This is a genomic window from Streptomyces sp. NPDC051180 (assembly GCF_040689545.1).
In the GTDB taxonomy this organism is placed as follows: domain Bacteria; phylum Actinomycetota; class Actinomycetes; order Streptomycetales; family Streptomycetaceae; genus Streptomyces.
This window is the reverse complement of sequence record NZ_JBFBBC010000016.1, coordinates 148,474-168,873: the sequence shown is the minus strand read 5'-3', so window position 1 is coordinate 168,873 and position 20,400 is coordinate 148,474. Positions and strand designations below refer to the sequence as shown.

18 protein-coding genes are annotated in these 20,400 nt (G+C 73.5%); 6 read left to right on the top strand and 12 right to left on the bottom strand.

Annotated features, from left to right (window positions below; translation table 11 throughout):
- Positions 1-571 precede the first annotated feature (571 nt).
- A complete protein-coding gene (gene trpS / locus AB0424_RS26025) occupies positions 572-1,570 on the top strand; it encodes a tryptophan--tRNA ligase (RefSeq protein WP_366308954.1) in 999 nt (332 codons plus the stop codon).
- Here the strand turns inward: trpS and AB0424_RS26020 are convergent.
- Positions 1,537-2,580 carry a helix-turn-helix domain-containing protein gene (locus AB0424_RS26020; protein WP_366308953.1) on the bottom strand — a complete coding sequence of 348 codons (1,044 nt, stop codon included), beginning with the start codon at positions 2,578-2,580 and terminating at the stop codon, positions 1,537-1,539. The genes trpS and AB0424_RS26020 overlap by 34 nt on opposite strands.
- 45 nt (positions 2,581-2,625) lie before the next feature.
- Between AB0424_RS26020 and AB0424_RS26015 the strand changes: the two genes are divergently transcribed.
- The gene (locus AB0424_RS26015; RefSeq protein ID WP_366308952.1) at positions 2,626-3,222 is read left to right on the top strand and encodes a cysteine hydrolase family protein; all 597 of its coding nucleotides are present in this window, start codon (positions 2,626-2,628) and stop codon (positions 3,220-3,222) included.
- A 16-nt stretch (positions 3,223-3,238) separates the two neighbouring features.
- Here AB0424_RS26015 and proC read toward each other — a convergent pair whose 3' ends face one another.
- The 5 genes from proC to AB0424_RS25990 all read right to left on the bottom strand — a co-directional run bounded on the left by proC (position 3,239) and on the right by AB0424_RS25990 (position 6,825).
- A complete protein-coding gene (gene proC, locus AB0424_RS26010) occupies positions 3,239-4,048 on the bottom strand; it encodes a pyrroline-5-carboxylate reductase (protein WP_366308951.1) in 810 nt (269 codons plus the stop codon).
- 86 nt (positions 4,049-4,134) lie between these two features.
- On the bottom strand, positions 4,135-4,872 hold the full coding sequence (locus AB0424_RS26005; protein WP_366308950.1) for an ABC transporter permease: 738 nt from the start codon (positions 4,870-4,872) through the stop codon (positions 4,135-4,137).
- A complete protein-coding gene (locus AB0424_RS26000; protein ID WP_366308949.1) occupies positions 4,869-5,711 on the bottom strand; it encodes an ABC transporter ATP-binding protein in 843 nt (280 codons plus the stop codon). Before AB0424_RS26000 ends, AB0424_RS26005 begins: the two co-directional genes overlap by 4 nt.
- Positions 5,712-5,986: 275 nt before the next feature.
- Complete coding sequence (locus tag AB0424_RS25995) at positions 5,987-6,514, bottom strand: hypothetical protein (RefSeq protein WP_366308948.1); 528 nt, start codon at positions 6,512-6,514, stop codon at positions 5,987-5,989.
- 35 nt (positions 6,515-6,549) lie between these two features.
- Positions 6,550-6,825, bottom strand: coding sequence for an SH3 domain-containing protein (locus AB0424_RS25990; RefSeq protein WP_366308947.1), 276 nt, complete (start codon positions 6,823-6,825; stop codon positions 6,550-6,552).
- Between the two features lie 159 nt (positions 6,826-6,984).
- Here AB0424_RS25990 and AB0424_RS25985 point away from each other — a divergent pair, with 159 nt between their 5' ends.
- The gene (locus AB0424_RS25985; protein WP_366308946.1) at positions 6,985-9,156 is read left to right on the top strand and encodes a PQQ-binding-like beta-propeller repeat protein; all 2,172 of its coding nucleotides are present in this window, start codon (positions 6,985-6,987) and stop codon (positions 9,154-9,156) included.
- An 84-nt stretch (positions 9,157-9,240) separates the two neighbouring features.
- Here the strand turns inward: AB0424_RS25985 and ilvD are convergent, their stop codons facing one another.
- The 4 genes from ilvD to AB0424_RS25965 form a co-directional block, all read right to left on the bottom strand.
- On the bottom strand, positions 9,241-11,094 hold the full coding sequence (gene ilvD / locus AB0424_RS25980) for a dihydroxy-acid dehydratase (protein WP_366308945.1): 1,854 nt from the start codon (positions 11,092-11,094) through the stop codon (positions 9,241-9,243).
- Between the two features lie 93 nt (positions 11,095-11,187).
- Positions 11,188-11,799, bottom strand: a complete 612-nt coding sequence (locus tag AB0424_RS25975; protein ID WP_366308944.1) for a TetR family transcriptional regulator — start codon at positions 11,797-11,799, stop codon at positions 11,188-11,190.
- The gene (locus AB0424_RS25970) at positions 11,796-12,629 is read right to left on the bottom strand and encodes a sugar phosphate isomerase/epimerase (protein ID WP_366308943.1); all 834 of its coding nucleotides are present in this window, start codon (positions 12,627-12,629) and stop codon (positions 11,796-11,798) included. Before AB0424_RS25970 ends, AB0424_RS25975 begins: the two co-directional genes overlap by 4 nt.
- A gap of 95 nt (positions 12,630-12,724) precedes the next feature.
- Complete coding sequence (locus AB0424_RS25965; protein WP_366308942.1) at positions 12,725-13,657, bottom strand: Ppx/GppA phosphatase family protein; 933 nt, start codon at positions 13,655-13,657, stop codon at positions 12,725-12,727.
- Positions 13,658-13,788: 131 nt separating this feature from the next.
- On the opposite strand from AB0424_RS25965, the gene AB0424_RS25960 reads away from it, so the two are divergent.
- Positions 13,789-14,586, top strand: a complete 798-nt coding sequence (locus tag AB0424_RS25960) for a hypothetical protein (RefSeq protein ID WP_366308960.1) — start codon at positions 13,789-13,791, stop codon at positions 14,584-14,586.
- 116 nt (positions 14,587-14,702) lie between these two features.
- On the opposite strand, the gene AB0424_RS25955 is transcribed toward AB0424_RS25960, so the two are convergent.
- Entirely contained in the window at positions 14,703-16,466 is a 1,764-nt protein-coding gene (locus tag AB0424_RS25955) for a hypothetical protein (RefSeq protein WP_366308941.1), read from the bottom strand.
- Positions 16,467-16,640: 174 nt separating this feature from the next.
- Here AB0424_RS25955 and radA point away from each other — a divergent pair, with 174 nt between their 5' ends.
- Together radA and disA are read left to right on the top strand one after the other, a co-directional pair.
- A complete protein-coding gene (radA, locus tag AB0424_RS25950) occupies positions 16,641-18,044 on the top strand; it encodes a DNA repair protein RadA (RefSeq protein ID WP_366308940.1) in 1,404 nt (467 codons plus the stop codon).
- Positions 18,045-18,166: 122 nt separating this feature from the next.
- Positions 18,167-19,291 carry a DNA integrity scanning diadenylate cyclase DisA gene (disA, locus tag AB0424_RS25945; RefSeq protein WP_366308939.1) on the top strand — a complete coding sequence of 375 codons (1,125 nt, stop codon included), beginning with the start codon at positions 18,167-18,169 and terminating at the stop codon, positions 19,289-19,291.
- 166 nt (positions 19,292-19,457) lie between these two features.
- Here disA and AB0424_RS25940 read toward each other — a convergent pair whose 3' ends face one another.
- A complete protein-coding gene (locus tag AB0424_RS25940) occupies positions 19,458-20,297 on the bottom strand; it encodes a hypothetical protein (RefSeq protein WP_366308938.1) in 840 nt (279 codons plus the stop codon).
- Positions 20,298-20,400 lie beyond the last annotated feature (103 nt).

The following is a 20,400-nucleotide window of genomic DNA, read 5'->3' as shown; positions in this document are numbered from 1 at the left end:
TTGGCACGCTGTTGAGTTCTCAAGGTGCGGACGCTTCCTTCGTTCCTGTTTCCAGGCCCTCCGGGCGCTTCCTTCGTTTCCGACTCTATCAGATCCTTTCGGTGTCTGATTCCCAGTCAGCGGGATTTGTCTTTGCGGCTGTTGGGCCGTTCCGACGAGTGAGACTTTAGCGGATTTCCTGCCTCCGACGCTAATCGGGCAGCTGCGCTCAGTCCTTCGAACGCGGATTCCTCATTTCGCAAAAACACACGGAAAGCGAGACGACACGGCAAAGCGTCGTCAGCTTCTGAGGATCTTGCGGAATGGCTGTCCGGGGCCGACCGGAGTCGGTGCTCACGTCGGACAACTCGGAGAACACTACGGATCGGGGAATCCCGTGTCAACCCCGGGCCTGGGGCGTAGCCTCTCCGTATGAGTACGCATGCGCACACCACCCAGTGGTGGGCCGCCTGACCGGCGGCCCGCACCGACGCATGTGACAAGCGGCCGCCGTCCCGGCGGCCGTTCGCGTATCCCCCTCCGGGGAGGCGGCCCTCGGGTCGGCGCCTGGAGCAGAGGGAGAACGAACGCGATGACGACGATCTTCAGCGGGGTCAAGCCCACCGGGCATCTGACGCTGGGCAACTACCTCGGAGCCGTGCGGCGGTGGGTCGAGGTGGACCAGCACCGGAGCGAGGCGCTGTTCAGCGTCGTGGACCTGCACGCGCTGACCGTGGAGCACGACCCCGCACGCGTGCGCCGGCTGAGTCGGCAGGCGGCCACGCTGCTGCTGGCGGCGGGGCTGGATCCGGAGAGGTGCACGCTCTTCGTGCAGAGCCATGTGGACGAGCACGCGAGGCTGTCGTACCTGCTGGAGTGCACGGCCACCGACGGCGAGCTGCGGCGGATGATCCAGTACCGGGAGAAGAGCGAGCGGGCGCGGGCGGCCGGCGAGGGCGTGCGGCTGTCGTTGCTGACGTATCCGGTGCTGATGGCGGCGGACATCCTGGCCTACGGGACGGACGAGGTGCCGGTGGGTGAGGACCAGCGGCAGCACGTGGAGCTGACCCGGGACCTGGCCGTGCGGTTCAACCAGCGGTACGGGCACACCTTCACCGTGCCGAGGGCGACGCAGCCGAAGGTGGCGGCGCGGGTGATGGACCTCCAGGACCCCACGTCGAAGATGGGGAAGTCGCACGCGAACGGCGCCGGGATCGTCTATCTGCTCGACGACGCGGAGACCGTGCGGCGGAAGATCATGCGGGCCGTGACCGACAGCGGTCGGGAGGTCGTCTACGACCGGGGGCTCCGGCCGGGGCTCGCGAACCTCCTCGATCTGATGGCCGCCGCGACGGACGGGAACCCGGAGGAGCTGGCCGGTGTATACGAGTCGTACGGATCTTTGAAGAAGGACACGGCGGACGCGGTCGTCGAGCTGCTGAGGCCGCTGCGGGAGCGGCATGCCGAGCTCGCGGCGGACCCCGGTCATGTGGACCGGGTGCTACGGGACGGGGCCGAGCGGGCCCGGGAGACGGCGCGGCCGGTGGTGGACCGGGCCTATCGGGCGATCGGACTGTTGCCCGCCGGGTGACGGAAGGCGTTGCGGTAGTCGCGCGGGCTGGTGGCGAGGTGCGAGGCGAAGTGCTGGCGCATCGTGATCTCGCTGCCGAAGCCCGCGCGGCGGGCCACCTCGGGGAGGGGGTGGTCGGTGCGTTCGAGGAGTTTCTGGGCGGCGGCGACGCGCTGGGTGATGAGCCAGTGCAGGGGGGTGGTTCCGGTGGTGGCCTGGAAGTGGCGGGCGAAGGAGCGGGGGGACATGCCGGCGCGGGCCGCGAGGCTCGCGACGGTGTGGGGTTCGGCGAGGTGGGCGAGTGCGTGGGCTCGGACGTCGGCCAGGGCGTCGGCGTCGCGGTCGGCGCGGGGGGTGGGGTGCTCGATGAACTGGGCCTGGGTGCCGGTGCGGAAGGGGGCGGTGACCATCGAGCGGGCGATGGCGGCGGCGGCCTCGGCTCCGTGGGCGGTGCGGACGAGGTGGAGGCAGAGGTCGATGCCTGCGGCGGTGCCGGCCGAGGTCCAGATGCCCGAGTCCTCGACGAAGAGGGCGTCGGGTTCGACCTGGACGGCGGGGTGGCGGTCCGCGAGGGTCCGGGCCAGGTGCCAGTGGGTGACGGCCCGGCGGCCGTCGAGGAGTCCGGCGCGGGCGAGCACGAAGGCGCCGGCGCAGAGCGAGGCGACGGGCACGCCGGCGGCGTGGGCGCGGCGGAGCGCGTCGAGGACGGGGGTGGGGAGGTCGGCGTCGGGGTTCTCGATGCCGGGGACCACGACGAGGTCGGTGGCGGTGAGGTCGTCGAGCCAGTCGAGCGCGCGGTCGGGGGTGAGGGTGAGTCCGCCGCGGAGGGGGACGGGGGTGTGCGGTTCGGCGGCGGCGCGGCGGAGCTCGAAGGGTGGGACGCCGCGGAGGGTGCGGTCGCTGTCCCAGACCTCGGTGATGACGGAGATGTCGAAGGCGCGGACGCCCGGGAAGGCGAGGAGCGCGATGCGCTGGGGGCGGGGCGCGGGTGACGGCGACACGTCTGGCAGTAAATCATCGATCGCTGTCATTCGCCCTGCTGGGAGGCGGGCCCCGGCGGGGGCACGATCGTGGGTATGGAGATCGCGGAGAACGCAGCGCTGGTGGTCATCGACGTGCAGAAGGGCTTCGAGGAGGAGTTCTGGGGGAAGCGGAACAACCCGGCCGCGGAGGGGAACATCGCGGCCCTGATCGACCTGTGGCAGGAGACGGGGCGTCCGGTCGCGTTCGTGCGGCACGACTCGGTGGAGGGTTCGCGGTCGCCGCTGCGGACGGGGTACGCGGGGAACGCGTTCAAGGACTTCGTCGAGGAGCGGCGTGGGAAGGGCTCCGGTCCGGAGCTGCTGGTGACGAAGACCGTGAACTCGGCGTTCTACGGGGAGCCGTCGCTGGACGGGTGGCTGACCGGGCTGGACGTGGCGCAGATCGTGATCGTGGGGATCCAGACGAACATGTGCAACGAGACGACGGCCCGGATGGGCGGGAACCTCGGGTACGAGGTGGTGTTCCCGCTGGACGCGATGCACACCTTCGACCTGGACGGTCCGTTCGGGTGGTCGCGGAGCGCCGACGAGCTGTCCCAGGCGACGGCCGTGTCGCTGCACGGCGGCCGCTTCGCGAAGGTCGTGTCGACGGAGGACGTGGTGAAGGGGGTGTCCGCCGGGGTCCGGTGACCCCGGCGGGGCCGGGTCAGCTGTTGCCGGAGGCGAGCTCGCGGCTGCGGTCGCGGGCGGCTTCCAGGGCGGCGATGAGGGCGGCGCGGACGCCGTGGTTCTCCAGCTCGCGGATGGCGCTGATGGTGGTGCCGGCCGGGGAGGTCACGGCTTCGCGGAGCTTGACCGGGTGTTCGCCGCTGTCGCGGAGCATCACGGCGGCGCCGATGGCGGCCTGGACGATGAGGTCGTGGGCCTGGGCGCGGGGCAGGCCGAGGAGGATGCCGGCGTCGGTCATGGCCTCGACGAGGAAGTAGAAGTACGCCGGGCCGGAGCCGGAGAGGGCGGTGGCGGCGTCCTGCTGGGACTCGGGGACGCGGAGGGTCTTCCCGACGCCGCCGAAGATCTCCTCGGTGTGGGCGAGGTGCCCGGGGGTGGCGTGGCTGCCCGCGGAGATGACCGACATGCCCTCGTCGACGAGGACGGGGGTGTTCGGCATGACGCGGACGACCGGGGTGCCGGCGGTCAGGCGGTCCTCGATGAAGGAGGTGGGGATGCCGGCGGCCGCGCTGATGACCAGGCGGTCGGCGGCGACGTGGGGGGCGAGCTCGTCGAGGAGGCGGCCCATGTCCTGGGGCTTGACGGCCAGGATGAGGGTGTCGGCGCGCTTGGCGGCCTCGGCGTTGGTGACGGTCTCGACGCCGTAGCGGGTACGGAGCTCCTCGGCGCGTTCGGCGCGGCGTGCGGTGACCAGGAGGTTCGCGGGGCGCCAGCCGGCGCGGATCATGCCGCTGAGGAGCGCTTCACCGATCTTGCCGGTGCCGAGGACTGCGACGGTCTGGGTCATGGCTCTGTTCACCTCGCCGGAGGGGGGTACGTGTCGTCATCCTCGCACCGGCGGGCCGGGTGGTGTGCGGGGTGTCCGAGGGGCGGTCAGGCGGTGCGCCGGCGGAGGGTGGCGGCGCCGAGGACGAGGACGAGGACGGCGCACCCGGCGACGACGAGCAGATCGCGCACGAAGGCGCCGGTGACGTCGGGGTGGCGGAGGACCTCGTTCATGCCGTCGACGGCGTACGACATGGGCAGGACGTCGGAGACGGCTTCGAGGGCGGGGGCCATCCGGTCGCGCGGGGTGAAGAGGCCGCAGAGCAGCAGCTGGGGGAAGATCACCGCCGGCATGAACTGGACGGCCTGGAACTCGGACGCGGCGAACGCGGAGACGAACAGGCCGAGGGCGGTGCCGAGCAGGGCGTCGAGGAGTGCCACCAGGAGGAGCAGCCAGGGTGAGCCGATGACGTCGAGGCCCAGGAACCAGACGGCGAGGCCGGTGGCGAGGGTGGACTGGACGACGGCGAGCAGTCCGAAGGCGAGGGCGTAGCCGCCGATGAGGTCGGCCTTGCCGAGGGGCATGGCGAGGAGGCGTTCCAGGGTGCCGGAGGTGCGTTCGCGGAGGGTCGCGATGGAGGTCACCAGGAACATCGTGATGAGCGGGAAGATCCCGAGGAGCGAGGCCCCGATGTTGTCGAAGGTGCCCGGGCTGCCGTCGAACACGTACCGGAGCAGGAAGAGCATCACGCAGGGGACGAGGAGCAGCAGGGCGATCGAGCGGGGGTCGTGGCGCAGCTGACGCAGGACGCGGGCGGCGGTGGCGAGGGTGCGTGCGGGGCTCATGTGCGGGGCTCCTCGTGGGCGGCTCGGGCGGCTGCGGCGTCGACGAGGTGCAGGAAGGCTTCCTCGACGGTGGCGGTGTCGTTGCGACGGCGGAGGTTGTCGGGCGTGTCGTCGGCGAGGATCTCGCCCTCGCGCATGAGGAGGAGCCGGTGGCAGCGTTCGGCCTCGTCCATCACGTGCGAGGAGACGAGGAGCGTGGTGCCCCGGTCGGCGGCGATCCGGTGGAAGAGCTCCCACAGGTCGCGGCGGAGGACGGGGTCGAGGCCGACGGTGGGCTCGTCGAGGACCAGCAGCTCGGGGGTGCCGAGGAGGGCGACGGCGAGGGAGACCCGGCTGCGCTGGCCGCCGGAGAGCCGGCCGGCGAGGGAGTCGGCGTGGGTGGTGAGGTCGACGTCGGCGACGGCCCGGTCGACGAGTTCGCGACGGTCGTGGCGGTGGGCGCGGCCGGGGAGCAGGACGGCGGCGAAGTAGTCGAGGTTCTGTCGGACGGTGAGGTCGTCGTAGACGGAGGGGGCCTGGGTGACGTAGCCGATGCGGGAGCGCAGTGCGGGGTCTCCGGCGGGGCGGCCGAGGACCTCCAGGGTGCCGCCGACCTTGGCCTGGGTGCCGACGATCGCGCGCATGAGGGTGGTCTTGCCGCAGCCGGACGGGCCGAGGAGGCCGGTGATCCGGCCGGCCGGGACGGTGAAGTCGAGGGAGCGGAGGACGGTGCGGTCGCCGCGGGTGGCGGTGAGGCGGTGGGCGGTGATGGCGGGAGCGGGGGCGGTGGGGGCGGGGTGTGTGGGGGCGGGGTGTGTGGGGGCGGGGTCGTGGGAGGCGCCCGCCGGGTAATTCACCATGTGATGAATAATGCGCCGGGGGGTGCGGGGCGTCAAGGACGGGGCGGGTGGCTGTTTCTCGGCGCGTGGCGGTTCGTGCGTGGCGCTTCGTGCTTTGCGCGGTGTGCTGGGCGCTGGGCGCTGGGCGCTTGCGGAAAGGGGGATGCCCGCGGCCCCTGGGGTGGGGTGCGGGCATCGGTGGCGGTGTGGGCCGGCGCGGGCCGGTGGTGGGGTTGTGCCCACCCGTTCCGCCCTTGCGGAACAGTTGCCCACAACGGGGTGGGCGCGGCGCTCGGTTATTTGCGCTTGGGGTTCTTGCGGGTGGCGGGGTTGCCGGTGCGGGAGGTGCGGCGCTTTTCGTAGCGGGTGACGGCGGTTTCGTACTCGGCGCGGTGGAGCTTTTCGCCGGGGGCCTCGAAGAGGCAGCGGAGGGCGTAGGCGAGGAGGGAGCCGATGAACCCGATGGCCTTGAGGCTGCGGAGGGACTCCTCGCGGGCGGGGTCGGCGGGCCGCCGGCCGAAGCCCTCCCAGGTCTTGCGGAAGGCGATGGCGCTGCAGACGGCGAACATGATGACGACCAGCATGTTGACGAAGCCACCGACGGCCGCGATCTCCAGCCCCTCGTAGGCGAAGCGCAGCACGAAGCAGGCCGCGACCGCGGCGGCCAGCGCGCCGAGCGCGAGGCCGGCGCGGCGCAGGGCGTAGCCGCCGCTGTGGTCGAGCCAGCTGGTGCCGAAGAAGCGGATCTCCTCCGGCTGCGGCCCGGCGGGCGTGCCGCCCGAGGGGCCGCCGGTCGTCTGGGGGGTCTGCTCGTCGTCGCTCACGAGGTCGATTATCCCCGGGACGGGGGTGTACGGGCTCAGACGCAGCGCGGTGCGACCATGCCGTCGCTGCCCGTGTGCACGTAGGCGTCGGAGACGTATTCGCCCGCTGCGATGCAGTCCCAGATGTTGGTGGTCCCGTACGGTCCGCCCACCCACTCGCCGTACTTCTGGCAGTGGATCGCGACGGTGGCGCCGAGCGCCAGGGTGCGCACGATCGCGTACTTGGTGCTCGGGCCCGAGCGCACGTTGACCCGGTAGCCCGGCGCGACCTCGTAGCGCGTGGCCGCGGCCAGCGTGTTCATGGCGTCCATGGTGTCCTCCCCCGTTGGCGGAAAAGCGCTCCGCCGAGTTTCACTCTCCGCGACGCGCAGGCTAGCAAGCCCCACCGACTTCGGGGGCGTCATGGACTAGGCTCCGTCGAGTTCGCGCGGGTGCGCGCGACGTGACGGGGAATCACACGGGGGTGGGCGATGCCACCGTTGCGCAGTACCGGATCCGACCGGGAAGCGGAGGGGCCCGAGTACGCGGGCGACTACCGCCTCCAGGCGTGTCTGGGAGCCGGCGGCATGGGCGTCGTGCACCTCGCGGCCTCGGCGTCCGGGCTCCGGCTCGCGGTCAAGGTCGTACACGCACGGTATGCGGAGGACCCCGAGTTCAGGGCGCGTTTCCGCCAGGAGGTCGCGGCCGCACGCCGGGTGAGCGGGGCCTTCACGGCGCCGGTCGTGGACGCCGACCCCGATGCCGTACGCCCCTGGATGGCCACGCTCTACGTGCCGGGTCCGACCCTCGCCGACCAGGTGAAGCGGAACGGCCCGCTGTCCCCCGCCGAACTGCGCCGGCTCACCGCGGGGCTCGCGGAGGCGCTGCGGGACATCCACCGCGCCGGCGTCGTCCACCGGGACCTCAAGCCCAGCAACGTCCTGCTCACCGACACCGGGCCCAAGGTCATCGACTTCGGGATCTCCCGGCCCGTCGACAGCGACCTCCACACGGAGACGGGGAAGCTGATCGGCTCGCCGCCGTTCATGGCGCCCGAGCAGTTCCAGCGTCCGCGCGAGGTCGGGCCAGCGGCGGACGTCTTCGCGCTCGGCTCGGTGCTGGTGCACGCGGCGACCGGGCACGGCCCGTTCGACTCCGACAGCCCGTACATCGTGGCGTACCAGGTCGTCCACGACGAGCCGGACCTCACGGGCGTGCCGGCGGAGCTGGCGCCGCTCGTGGCGCGCTGCCTGGCCAAGGAGCCCGCCGAGCGGCCGACCCCGGCGCAGATCATGTCGGCGCTGCTGCCGCCCTCGTACGAGGCGGAGGCGTTCATACCGGCGCAGCGGCGCCGGCCCTCCCTGCCGGAGGACGGTGACACCGGCCCCTCGCCCGCGTGGGACGCGGACACGCCGGTGCGGGCCGCCGCGCCGGTGCCGCCCCGTCGCCGGCGGCTGGTGGGGCGGATCCGTCCGCGTCCGACGGCCGCCGTCGTCGCCGTGCTGGCGCTGGCGGGAGCCGGGCTGTACGCGGCGCTGGGCGCCCCGGCGGGCGGCGTGCCCGCGGCCCCCGACCGCCCCGACGAGGTGGCGACGGTCTTCACCGGCTGGTCGGCGACCCTGCAGGAGAAGGGCCCGACCGCCGCGCCCGCCTGTACGCCGGGCAGCGGGGCGCTGTACTGCACGGCCCGCGGCGTCGGCCTCTCGCGGCTCGACCCCGTGACGGGCCGCGTGCTGTGGTCGCTGACCGCCCCGGTCGAGTCGGAGGCGCCGACCGCGCCGGTGCTGCTGGCGGAGGGTCTGGTGGGAGCCGCCACTCCGACGGGGCCGCTGAAGGCGTACGGGGCGGGCGACGGAGCGGCCGGCTGGAGCGCCGGCGGGGAGCTGCCCGAGGTGTACCGCGCGGCCGGCCCGTCCGTGGTGCTGACCGACGGGCGGGGCGGGGTCCGGGCGGTCGACGGCACGACCGGGAAGGAGCTGTGGCGCCACGGCCTGCCGTCCTTCACGGCGCCGGTGCTCGGCTCGTACGACGGCCCGTCCGGGCTGCTCACGGTCTCCGAGATCTCGGACGACGGCACGCGCACGCGGGTGGCCGCCCTCGACCCGCGGAGCGGCGAGACGGTGTGGCAGCGGAACATGGCCGGCGACCTCGACCCGGTGGGCCGCACCGGGGACGGTTCGCTGGTCCTCGCCGACCACTACGACACGTCGCTGGTCGACGGTCTCGTGCTGGTGGGCCCCGGAGACGACGGCGACGGCGCCGTGCGCCGGCTGAAGCTGCCCCACCGGCTCGACCTGCGCGGCATCGCCGTGGACGGGTCGGTGGTCCATCTGCTGGAGGCGGACGGGCATCTGACGGCCTTCGACACCGCGGCCGCCAAGGGCCGGGTGCTGTGGGACCTGGAGACGGCGGCCGGGAACGTCTCGCCGCCGGTCCTCGGGGCCGGTGGCCGTCTCTACTTCTCCGTGCAGGACGGGCGGCTGCTCGCCGTCGACACCGCGCGCGGGGCGCTGGTCGGCCAGACGCGGCCGCGGCTGCGCAACGGCCGGCTCGGCTACGCGCCGAGGGTGCCCGCGCCGGTGGTCGCCGGGGACCGGATCTTCGGCACGGCGCCGGACGGCTCGGTCTTCGCGGTGGACGCGCGCGATCCGGCGGCCTGGTGAGGCTGCCGGGGGCGGGGTACGACGGAGGGGAGCGGGCCCGGTGCCCGCTCCCCTCCGTCGTCGTCCTGGTGGTGCCTGGCGGGCTCAGCCCAGCTTCGTCACGTCCCTGACCGCGCCCTTGTCGGCGCTGGTCGCCATCGCGGCGTACGCGCGCAGGGCCGCCGACACCTTGCGCTGCCGGTTCTTCGGCTCGTACACGCCGTTCAGCGCCTCGCGGCGGGCGGCGAGGGTGTCCTCGTCGACCAGCAGCTCGATGGAGCGGTTCGGGATGTCGATCCGGATCCGGTCGCCGTCCTCGACGAGGGCGATGGTGCCGCCCGAGGCGGCCTCCGGGGAGGCGTGGCCGATGGACAGGCCCGAGGTGCCGCCGGAGAAGCGGCCGTCGGTGACGAGCGCGCAGGTCTTGCCCAGGCCCCGGCCCTTGAGGAAGGAGGTCGGGTAGAGCATCTCCTGCATGCCGGGGCCGCCGCGCGGGCCCTCGTACCGGATGACGACCACGTCGCCGTCGGTGATCTGCTTGTTGAGGATCTTCTCGACGGCCTCGTCCTGCGACTCGCAGACGACCGCCGGGCCCTCGAAGGTCCAGATGGACTCGTCGACGCCGGCCGTCTTCACGACGCAGCCGTCGGCGGCGAGGTTGCCGTGCAGGACGGCGAGGCCGCCGTCCTTCGAGTACGCGTGGGCCGCGTCGCGGATGCAGCCGCCGGCCGCGTCCACGTCGAGCGACTCCCAGCGCTCGGACTGGGAGAACGCGGTCGCGGAGCGGACGCAGCCGGGGGCGGCGTGGAACAGCTCGACGGCCTCGTCGGTGGCGGCGCCGCCGCGGACGTCCCAGGCGTCCAGCCACTCCTTGATGGAGCGGGAGTGGACGGAGTGGACGTCCTCGTCGAGCAGACCGGCGCGGTAGAGCTCGCCGAGGATGGCGGGGATGCCGCCGGCGCGGTGCACGTCCTCCATGTAGTACGTGCGGTCCTTGGCGACGTTCGGGGCGACCTTGGCCAGGCAGGGCACCCGGCGCGAGACCTCGTCCATGTCGGGCAGGCCGTAGTCGAGCTCGGCCTCCTGGGCGGCGGCGAGCAGGTGGAGGATCGTGTTGGTCGAGCCGCCCATGGCGATGTCGAGGGCCATGGCGTTCTCGAAGGCGGAGCGGGTGGCGATCGAGCGCGGCAGGACGGAGGCGTCGTCCTCGTCGTAGTACCGGCGGGTGATGTCGACGACGGTGCGGGCCGCGTTCTCGTAGAGCGCCTTGCGGCCGGTGTGGGTGGCGAGCAGGGAGCCGTTGCCGGGGAGGGAGAGGCCGATCGCCTCGGTCAGGCAGTTCATCGAGTTGGCGGTGAACATGCCGGAACAGGACCCGCAGGTCGGACAGGCGTTCTCCTCGATGCGGGCGATGTCCTCGTCCGAGATCTTCGGGTTCACCGCGTCGGAGATCGCGTCGACCAGGTCGAGGGTGCGGACGGTGCCGTCGACGAGGGTGGCGCGGCCGGACTCCATGGGGCCGCCGGAGACGAAGACCGTCGGGATGTTCAGGCGCAGGGCGGCCATGAGCATGCCGGGGGTGATCTTGTCGCAGTTGGAGATGCAGATCAGGGCGTCGGCGCAGTGCGCCTCGACCATGTACTCCACGCTGTCCGCGATCAGGTCGCGGGAGGGCAGGGAGTAGAGCATGCCGCCGTGTCCCATGGCGATGCCGTCGTCGACGGCGATCGTGTTGAACTCGCGCGGGATGGCGCCGGCGGCGGTGATGGCCTCGGAGACGATCCGGCCCACCGGCTGGAGGTGGGTGTGGCCGGGGACGAACTCCGTGAAGGAGTTGGCCACGGCGATGATGGGCTTCCGGCCGATGTCCGCGCCGGGTACACCGGAGGCGCGCATAAGGGCGCGTGCGCCCGCCATGTTGCGGCCGTGGGTGACTGTGCGGGACCTCAGCTCGGGCATCGTCGCTCGCTCCTCGTGATGGGTGTGCTTGCATTCGAGCGTACGCCGACGCTCCAAGATCTGGACAGGGTGTCCGGGATTCGGGACGGCTGTTCAGTCTTCGGTCAGGTAGCGCTGGAGGGTCGGGGCCACCTGGGCCACGATCTCCTCCGGGTCCGCGGAGGCCAGCGGCTCGACCTGGATCACGTACCGCATGATCACGACGCCGATCATCTGGGAGGCGGCCAGCTCCGCGCGGAGGGCCGGGTCCGGCACGTCCAGCTCGGCGGCGATCCGCTCCAGGAGCCGGCGGAGCACGAAGGTACGCAGCACCTTGGCCGCCGCCTCGTGGGTCAGCGCGGAGCGGACGGTCGCGAGGAGCGGGGCGCGGCTGACCGGGTTCTCCCAGACGCCGATGAAGAACCGTGCGAGCCGCTCGCCGAGGGCGTCGCGCGGGCCGGCGACGATCGCCGGGACGACGGCCGCGGGCTCGAAGGACACCTCGATCGCGGCGGCGAAGACGTCGTCCTTGGTCCCGAAGTAGTGGTGCACGAGCGCCGGGTCCACACCGGCCGCGCGGGCGATGCCGCGGACCGACGCCTTGTCGTACCCGCGTTCCGCGAACTCGGCGCGGGCCGCCTCCAGGATGCGTTCCCGCGCGCCCGGTCCGCTCTCCTCCTCGGTACGGGAGGGGCGGCCGCGCCGGCGCGGAGCCGGTTCCGTCACGGCCGCGGCACCCCGGAGGGGCGGGCCGCGGAGGCGAGGTGGAGCCGGGTGAAGGCCAGCGCCTCGGCGAGGTCGGCCTCGCGTTCGGCGGCTGACATCGCGCGGCGGGTGTTGACCTCGATGACGACGTGTCCGTCGAAGCCGGTGAGCGCGAGCCGCTCCAGGAGCTCGGCGCAGGGCTGGGTGCCGCGCCCGGGGACGAGGTGCTCGTCCTTCGCGGAGCCCTTGCCGTCGGCGAGGTGGACGTGGCCGAGCCGGTCGCCCATGCGGTCGATCATCGCCAGGGCGTCGGTGCGGGCGGTCGCGGTGTGCGAGAGGTCGACGGTGAAGTGCCGGTAGTCGTCCTTGGTGACGTCCCACTCGGGGGCGTACGCGAGCATCTCGCGGTCCTTGTACCGCCACGGGTACATGTTCTCGACGGCGAACCGGACGTCGGTCTCGTCCGCCATCCGCCAGATGCCGGAGACGAACTCCTTGGCGTACTGCCGCTGCCAGCGGAACGGGGGGTGGACGACCACCGTCGACGCGCCGAGCCGCTCGGCGGCGGCCTGCGCCCGGCGGAGCTTGACCCAGGGATCGGTGGACCAGACGCGCTGGGTGATGAGGAGGCAGGGGGCGTGCACGGCCAGGATCGGGACCTGGTGGTAGTCGGAGAGGCGGCGCAGCGCCTCGACGTCCTGGCTGACCGGATCGGTCCACACCATGACCTCGACACCGTCGTAGCCGAGGCGCGCGGCGATCTCGAAGGCCGTCGCCGTCGACTCCGGATAGACCGAGGCCGTCGACAGGGCGACCTTCGCATCCGGGATGCGCACCACTGGTTCTGCCACGGGGACAGGGTACGGGGCGGGCCGGGGGGCCGGAGGGTGGTTCAGGTCACGCCCGGTCCGGCCCCCCGGGTCACGCCCGGTCACGCCCGGTCGCGTCAGTGCTCCGGCAGGTGGTCCAGGCGCCGCAGGATGACGCCCTCGCGCAGCGCCCAGGGGCAGATCTCCAGCTCCTCGACGCCGAGCAGGTCCATGGCGCCCTCCGCGACCAGGGCGCCGGCGAGGAGCTGGCCGGCACGGCCCTCGGAGACGCCCGGCAGGGCGGCGCGCTCGGGGGCGGTCATCCCGGCGAGGCGCGGGACCCACTCCTCCAGGGACTTCCGGGTGAGGATCCGCTGCACGTAGAGGCCCTCGCCGGAGCCGGGCGCGCCGGCGATCCTGGCGAGCTGCTTGAAGGTCTTGGAGGTGGCGACGATGTGGTCGGGTCGGCCGAAGCGGCTGAACTCCCCGACCGTACGGGCGATCTGGGCGCGCACATGGCGGCGGAGCGCCTTGACGTCGTCGCCGGCCGCCGGGTCGCCCGGAAGCCATCCGGCGGTGAGCCGGCCCGCGCCGAGCGGCAGGGAGACGGCGGCGTCCGGGTCCTCGTCGATGCCGTAGGCGACTTCGAGGGAGCCGCCTCCGATGTCGAGGAGGAGCAGCTTCCCGGCGGACCAGCCGAACCAGCGGCGGGCGGCGAGGAAGGTGAGGCGGGCCTCCTCCTCGCCGGTGAGGACCTGGAGGTCCACCCCGGTCTCGTCCCTGACCCGGGCGAGGACGGCGTCGGCGTTGCTGGCCTCGCGCACGGCGGAGGTGGCGAACGGCAGCACCTCCTCGCAGCCCTTGTCCTCGGCGGCCAGGAGCGCGTCCCGGACGGTCGCGATGAGCCGCTCGACGCCGTCGGGTGCGATCGCGCCCCGCTCGTCGAGGAGTTCGGCGAGCCGGAGCTCCGCCTTGTGGGAATGGGCGGGCAGGGGGCGGGCGCCGGGGTGGGCGTCCACCACCAGGAGGTGCACTGTGTTCGAACCGACGTCGAGGACTCCGAGTCTCATGGGCGGAACGCTACTGCGCCCACCGTCATACGCTTGGTGTTGTGCCAAAGACGAAGAAGGCGAAGCCGGACAAAGACCGTGGCGGCGACGGCGGAGCGAAGGCCGCCAGGACCGCGCACGCGGCGAAGGCCGTGAAGGCGGTCAAGGTCGGGAAGCAGAAGCGGGGCAGGACGGAGGAACCGGACGAGAAGGGGCTGGACTTCGCGCGCGCGTGGGTCGAGTTCCCCGATCCGGCCGACGAGGAGCAGCTCTTCCGCTGTGACCTGACCTGGCTGACCTCCCGCTGGACCTGCATCTTCGGCAACGGCTGCCAGGGCATCCAGGAGGGCCGGGCGGACGACGGCTGCTGCACGCTGGGGGCGCACTTCTCCGACGACGACGACGAGAAGCGGGTCGCCGAGCACGTGGCGCGGCTCACGCCGGAGCTGTGGCAGTTCCACGACGTCGGCAGCGAGACGGGCTGGGTCCAGCTCGACGAGGACGGCGACCGGCAGACCCGCCGCTGGGAGGGGTCCTGCATCTTCCAGAACCGTCCCGGTTTCGCCGGGGGCGCGGGGTGCTCGCTGCACATCCTGGCGATGAAGGAGGGCCGGGAGCCGCTGGAGACCAAGCCGGACGTGTGCTGGCAGCTGCCGGTGCGACGGACGTACGACTGGATCGACCGCCCCGACGACAGCCGGGTGCTCCAGGTGTCGATCGGCGAGTACGACCGGCGCGGCTGGGGCCCGGGCGGCCACGACCTGCACTGGTACTGCACGACGGCGACCTCGGCGCACGTGGGCGGCGAGCCGGTCTACGTCTCGTACCGGCCGGAGCTCGTCGAGATGATGGGCCAGGAGGCGTACGAGGTGCTGGCCGGCCTGTGCGAGGCGCGGCTCGCCTCGCAGCTGCCGCTGGTGGCCCCGCACCCGGCGGACCCGGCGGTCTAGGCGTCCGGCCCGAGACCGGGGGTCCGGCCCCCGGTCTCGGGCCGTCGTGACCCGGCCCGTCACAGGGCCGGGCAAGGTGTCTGTCCGCGAGCCCGGCAGGATCGGCGGGACGCCCTTCAGGAGGACGGGTCCCCCGAAGACGGCGGCGTGCCCGGGTCCGAGGTCGTCGGCGGGGGGTCCTCTCCGGTCGGCGGCGGGGTCGTCGGTTCGGTGGTGGGCTCCGTCGTCGGCGGGGTCGTGGGCTCGGTCGTCGGCGGGGTGGTCGGTTCCGTGGTCGGCGGGGACGTGGGCGGGGTGGTCGGCTCGGTCGTCGGCGGGGACGTAGGAGGCGTGGTCGGCTCGGTCGTCGTGACCGGCGGGGGCGTGATCACCCGGTCGTCCGTCGGCGGCGGCGGCCGGTAGCCGTCGATCCGCACCACGGCGCCCGACGGGTTCACACCGATCCGTGCGCTCCAGGCGCCGAGGGGGGCGCGGCCGTGGTCGACGCGGACGGTGACGGTGACCGACTCGCCGGGGGCGAGCGTGCCCGAGGCCCGGGTCACGTACAGCCAGGGCGCGTCCGTCCACAGCGACCAGTCGACGGGGGAGCCGCCGGACGCGGTGAGCGTGAGGAGCGTCAGGTCGCCGTGGCCGCGCGCGGTGACGGTGATCCAGCCGGCGGCGGGCTCGCCGGGGCGGGACGGGGCGGGCGGTCCGCCGGGGCTGACGACCTCGACGGAGACGTCGGGGGCGCGGCTGCCCTGGGTGAAGCGGGGCTCGGGGGTGGCCCGGGCGTTGCCCGCGTTCTCGTAGTGGCGGCCGTCCGGGTCGGCCGTCCCGTCGGACTCGGGAGCGCTGACCCGGGCTCCCTCGCGGCCGCTCGCGTCCACGACCGGCGTGCCCCGGTAGGAGGTCCACAGGGCGAGGACGGGAGCGGCGACGACGGCCGCGACGACGGTGGTCGTCACCGCGCGGGCCCGCATGCGGTCGCGGCGGGCCACGTGGTCCTTGGGGTCCATGGGGAACCCGGTGGGGGCGAAGCGCGGGGCGCCGGCACGCGCGCGCGGGACGTGGAGCATCGCCATGTACGCGGCCGCCCGGGGCGCCTCGACGAGCGGCAGCCGGGCCGGGGGAAGCGCGGAGCCGCCGGGCCAGGGGCCGCCGGTGCCGACGCGCTCGGCCACCCGCCGGCAGCGCGGGCAGTCGTCGACGTGCCGGACGAGCTCGGCGCGCAGCGCGGCCGAGAGGAGCACCCGGTGGTCGCCGGTGAGCCGGGCGACGGTGGGGCAGCCGCCCGTCTCGACGACGGCGAGGGCGGCCCGGGTCCGCTCGACCTCGCAGCCGGCGGTGGCGAGGAGGTCGCGGGCGGCGGGCGGGTCCAGGGAGAGGACGGCGGCGACCTGGCGGCGGCTGAGGCCGTGCCGGACGGCGAGCTCCAGGGCCTCGCGCTGCTCGGGGGTGGTGCCGGCCGCCTCGGGCCAGGCGAGCGCGGCGAGTTCGGCGCGGCGCCGGTCGGCGGTCTCGTCGGAGACCCGGGGAGGTTCGGGGGCGGTGACGGCGGGGCGGCCGGTGTGGGCCCCCTGGCGCTTGCGGCGCTGCTCGCCGAGGCTGCGCAGGCAGGCCCAGCGGGCGAGGGCGTACAGCCAGGCCGTGCGGCCGTCCTCGTCGGAGGGGCAGCGGCCGTGGTGGCGCTCGGCGACGGCGAGGACGTCGCCGAGGACGGCGGTGGCCGTGTCGTGGTCGCAGAGCACGGAGAGGCAGTACGTGAAGAGGCCGTCGAGGGCGGCCTCGTAGCGGGCGGGGGGCCGCCGGCCGAGCGTCCGCGGTCCCCGGTCCGCGGCGCGGTGCGCCCGGTGGGCGCCGGTGGTGCCTGTGGGGGAATCCAGCCTGCTGCTCGTCACTGGGCGACCGTAGGCAAGCCGAGGGGCACTCTTCGTACCGGTTGAGCCATTCTCATTCTTACGGGTGAAGCTATCGCTCGAAAGGGGACACGACACGGGCGTTCCGACGGCGTGGCGTTCCCCCCTGTGGAGGACGGCGGCCCGTTGTCGGTGGCGGCGGATACGGTGAGGGACATGGCTGCCCGTACGAAATCCGCCAAGGAACGGCCCTCCTACCGCTGCACGGAGTGCGGCTGGCAGACGGCCAAGTGGCTCGGCCGCTGCCCCGAGTGCCAGGCATGGGGGACGGTCGAGGAGTACGGCGCGCCCGCCGTCCGGACGACCGCGGCCGGCCGGGTCTCCACCGCGGCCGTCCCCATCGCCCAGATCGACGGCCGGCAGGCGACGGCGCGGTCGACCGGCGTCGACGAGCTGGACCGGGTCCTCGGCGGGGGTCTCGTGCCCGGTGCCGTCGTGCTGCTCGCGGGCGAGCCGGGCGTCGGCAAGTCGACGCTGCTGCTCGACGTCGCGGCGAAGGCGGCGAGCGACGAGCACCGCACCCTGTACGTGACGGGCGAGGAGTCCGCGAGCCAGGTCCGGCTGCGCGCCGACCGGATCAACGCGCTGAGCGACCATCTGTACCTGGCGGCCGAGACCGACCTGTCCGCCGTCCTCGGCCACCTCGACGCGGTGAAGCCGTCGCTGCTGATCATGGACTCGGTGCAGACCGTGGCCTCCCCGGAGATCGACGGCGCGCCCGGCGGCATGGCGCAGGTCCGCGAGGTCGCCGGGGCGCTGATCCGGGCCTCCAAGGAGCGCGGGATGTCCACGCTCCTCGTCGGCCACGTCACCAAGGACGGGGCCATCGCGGGCCCGCGCCTCCTGGAGCACCTCGTCGACGTGGTCCTGAGCTTCGAGGGCGACCGGCACGCGCGGCTGCGCCTGGTCCGGGGCGTGAAGAACCGGTACGGGGCGACCGACGAGGTCGGCTGCTTCGAGCTGCACGACGAGGGCATCACGGGCCTGGCCGACCCCTCGGGCCTCTTCCTGACCCGCCGCGACGTGGCCGTGCCGGGCACCTGCCTGACGGTCACCCTGGAGGGCCGCCGCCCGCTGGTCGCCGAGGTGCAGGCGCTGACGGTGGACTCGCAGATCCCGTCGCCGCGGCGGACCACCTCCGGTCTGGAGACCTCCCGGGTCTCGATGATGCTGGCGGTGCTGGAGCAGCGGGGCCGGATCAGCGCGCTGGGCAAGCGGGACATCTACAGCGCGACCGTGGGCGGGGTGAAGCTCACCGAGCCCGCCGCCGACCTGGCGATCGCCCTCGCGCTCGCCTCCGCGGCGAGCGACACCCCGCTGCCGAAGAACCTGGTGGCGATCGGCGAGGTGGGGCTCGCGGGCGAGGTCCGTCGGGTGACGGGCGTACAGCGCCGGCTCGCCGAGGCACACCGGCTGGGCTTCACCCACGCGCTGGTCCCCTCGGACCCCGGCAAGGTGCCGGCGGGCATGAAGGTGACCGAGGTCGCGGACATGGGCGACGCCCTGCGGGTGCTGCCGCGCAGCCGCCGTGCGAAGGCGCCGGAGGGTGCCGAGGGTTAGCCGCCGGTCAGGGTGGGGACGCCTTTCGGACCACCCCGGATCGGTCGTGGGCGGAGGGCGGCGGGGTGGTGTCGCTAGACTTTGCCCTGGTCTCGCCCATCCGTACGAGCCGGAGGAGTGCAGTGGCAGCCAAGGACGGGGCAGCAGCTCCTGGAAAGTCCGGCGCGGGCTCCGGCAACGAAGCACTGATGCGCGCCGCCCTGAGCGCGGTCGCGCCGGGCACCGCGCTGCGCGACGGCCTGGAGCGGATCCTCCGGGGGAACACCGGCGGGCTCATCGTGCTCGGCCTGGACAAGACGGTCGACTCGATGGCCACCGGTGGTTTCGTGCTGGACGTCGAGTTCGCCGCCACGCGCCTGCGTGAGCTGTGCAAGCTCGACGGCGCGCTCGTCCTCGACAAGGACATCACCAAGATCCACCGTGCCGGCGTGCAGCTGGTCCCGGACGCCTCCATCCCCACCGAGGAGACCGGCACCCGGCACCGCACGGCCGACCGGGTCTCCAAGCAGTGCAACTTCCCGGTGGTCTCCGTCTCGCAGTCGATGCGGCTGATCGCCCTGTACGTGAACGGCGAGCGGCGGGTCCTGGAGGAGTCGGCCGCGATCCTGTCGCGCGCCAACCAGGCCCTCGCGACCCTGGAGCGGTACAAGCTCCGCCTCGACGAGGTGGCCGGCACGCTCTCCGCGCTGGAGATCGAGGACCTGGTCACGGTCCGGGACGTCACCGCGGTCGCCCAGCGCCTGGAGATGGTCCGCCGGATCGCCACCGAGATCGCGGAGTACGTGGTCGAGCTCGGCACCGACGGGCGTCTCCTCTCGCTCCAGCTCGACGAGCTGATCGCGGGCGTGGAGCCGGAGCGGGAGCTGGTGATCCGGGACTACGTGCCGGAGCCCACCGCCAAGCGCGCGCGGACCGTGGCCGAGGCGCTCACCGAGCTGGACGCGCTCACCCACACCGAGCTGCTCGAACTGCCGGTCGTGGCCCGGGCGCTGGGGTACAGCGGTTCGCCGGAGACCCTCGACTCGGCCGTGTCGCCGCGCGGGTACCGGCTCCTCGCGAAGGTGCCCCGGCTGCCGGGCGCGATCATCGAGCGGCTCGTGGAGCACTTCGGCGGGCTGCAGAAGCTGCTCGCGGCGAGCGTGGACGACCTCCAGACCGTCGACGGCGTCGGCGAGGCCCGCGCCCGCAGCGTCCGCGAGGGCCTGTCGCGGCTCGCGGAGTCCTCGATCCTGGAGCGGTACGTCTGACCCGTGGGCCGCACGTCTGACCCGTGGCCGTACGTCTGACCCGTGGCCGTACGTCTGACCCGTGGGCCGTGCGTACGGCCCGATGGGGAGGTACGTACGGCCCGATGGGCGGTACGTGGGAACCCCCTGGGCGTGCCCGAGGGGGTTCCGGTGGTGGTGCGGGCCGTCAGTCCTTGGTCAGCCTGAAGGAGGCCGGCGGCACCTTGGCACCGGCCATGGCGGCCTCCACCAGGTAGGTGCCGGGGCCGGCCGGGCCCGCCGGGGCGGTGGCGCACTGCGGGGCGCTGCGCCCGCGGTCCCACTCCACGGTGTGGGTGACGGTGGAGTGGGCGGGGACGCGCAGCAGGACCGGGTTGCCGGGGCGCGGGCAGTCGCCCGAGGACCAGACCGCGTCGTCCCGGGCGTCGCTGATCGTCAGGACCGCGGCACGGGGGCCGAAGTCGGCCTTGCACGCCGTGGCGGAGGTGTTCCGGGCGACGAGCTGGAAGCGGGGCTTCTCGCCCGCCTCGTAGGAGATCTTGGTGGTGCGGAGCGTCAACTGCAGCGCTCCTGCGGGGCAGTTCGGGAGCGTGGAGTTCGCCGGGACCTGCTGGCCCGCGCCGGTGCCCGCGCCGCCGTCGCCGCCGGCGCCGTCGGTGTCGCCGTTCTTGCCGCCGCTCTCGGTGCCGGAGTCCGCGCCGCCGTCGGTGCCCGCGTCCCCACCCGTGGCGCTGCCCGTGGTGGCGCCGTCGGAGTCACCGGAGTCGCCGGAGTCGTCCGACTCGTCGCGTCCACCGGGCTGTTGGCTGATCGCGGGGCCGCTTCCGGAGGGACCGGGGGTGATGGAGGGCGGGGTGGGCGACGAGCCGTTGGCGCCGTCGTTCCCCTTCTTCCCGCCCCCGCCACCGGAGGTGACGGCCCACACGGCGAGCAGGGCGAGAAGCGCCACCAGGCATACCGCGACCGCCCTCCGTCGCCAGTAGATGGTGGAGGGAAGCGGCCCGACCGGATTGCGCAAAGATCCCACGACCCGAACCTTACGAGAGATCCGGCCCAACTCCCGCCCCACCCGCCGCCCGAGACGGCAAGTTTTGCCGATGATCACATCCACGGGTTCCGGGAACTTTTCC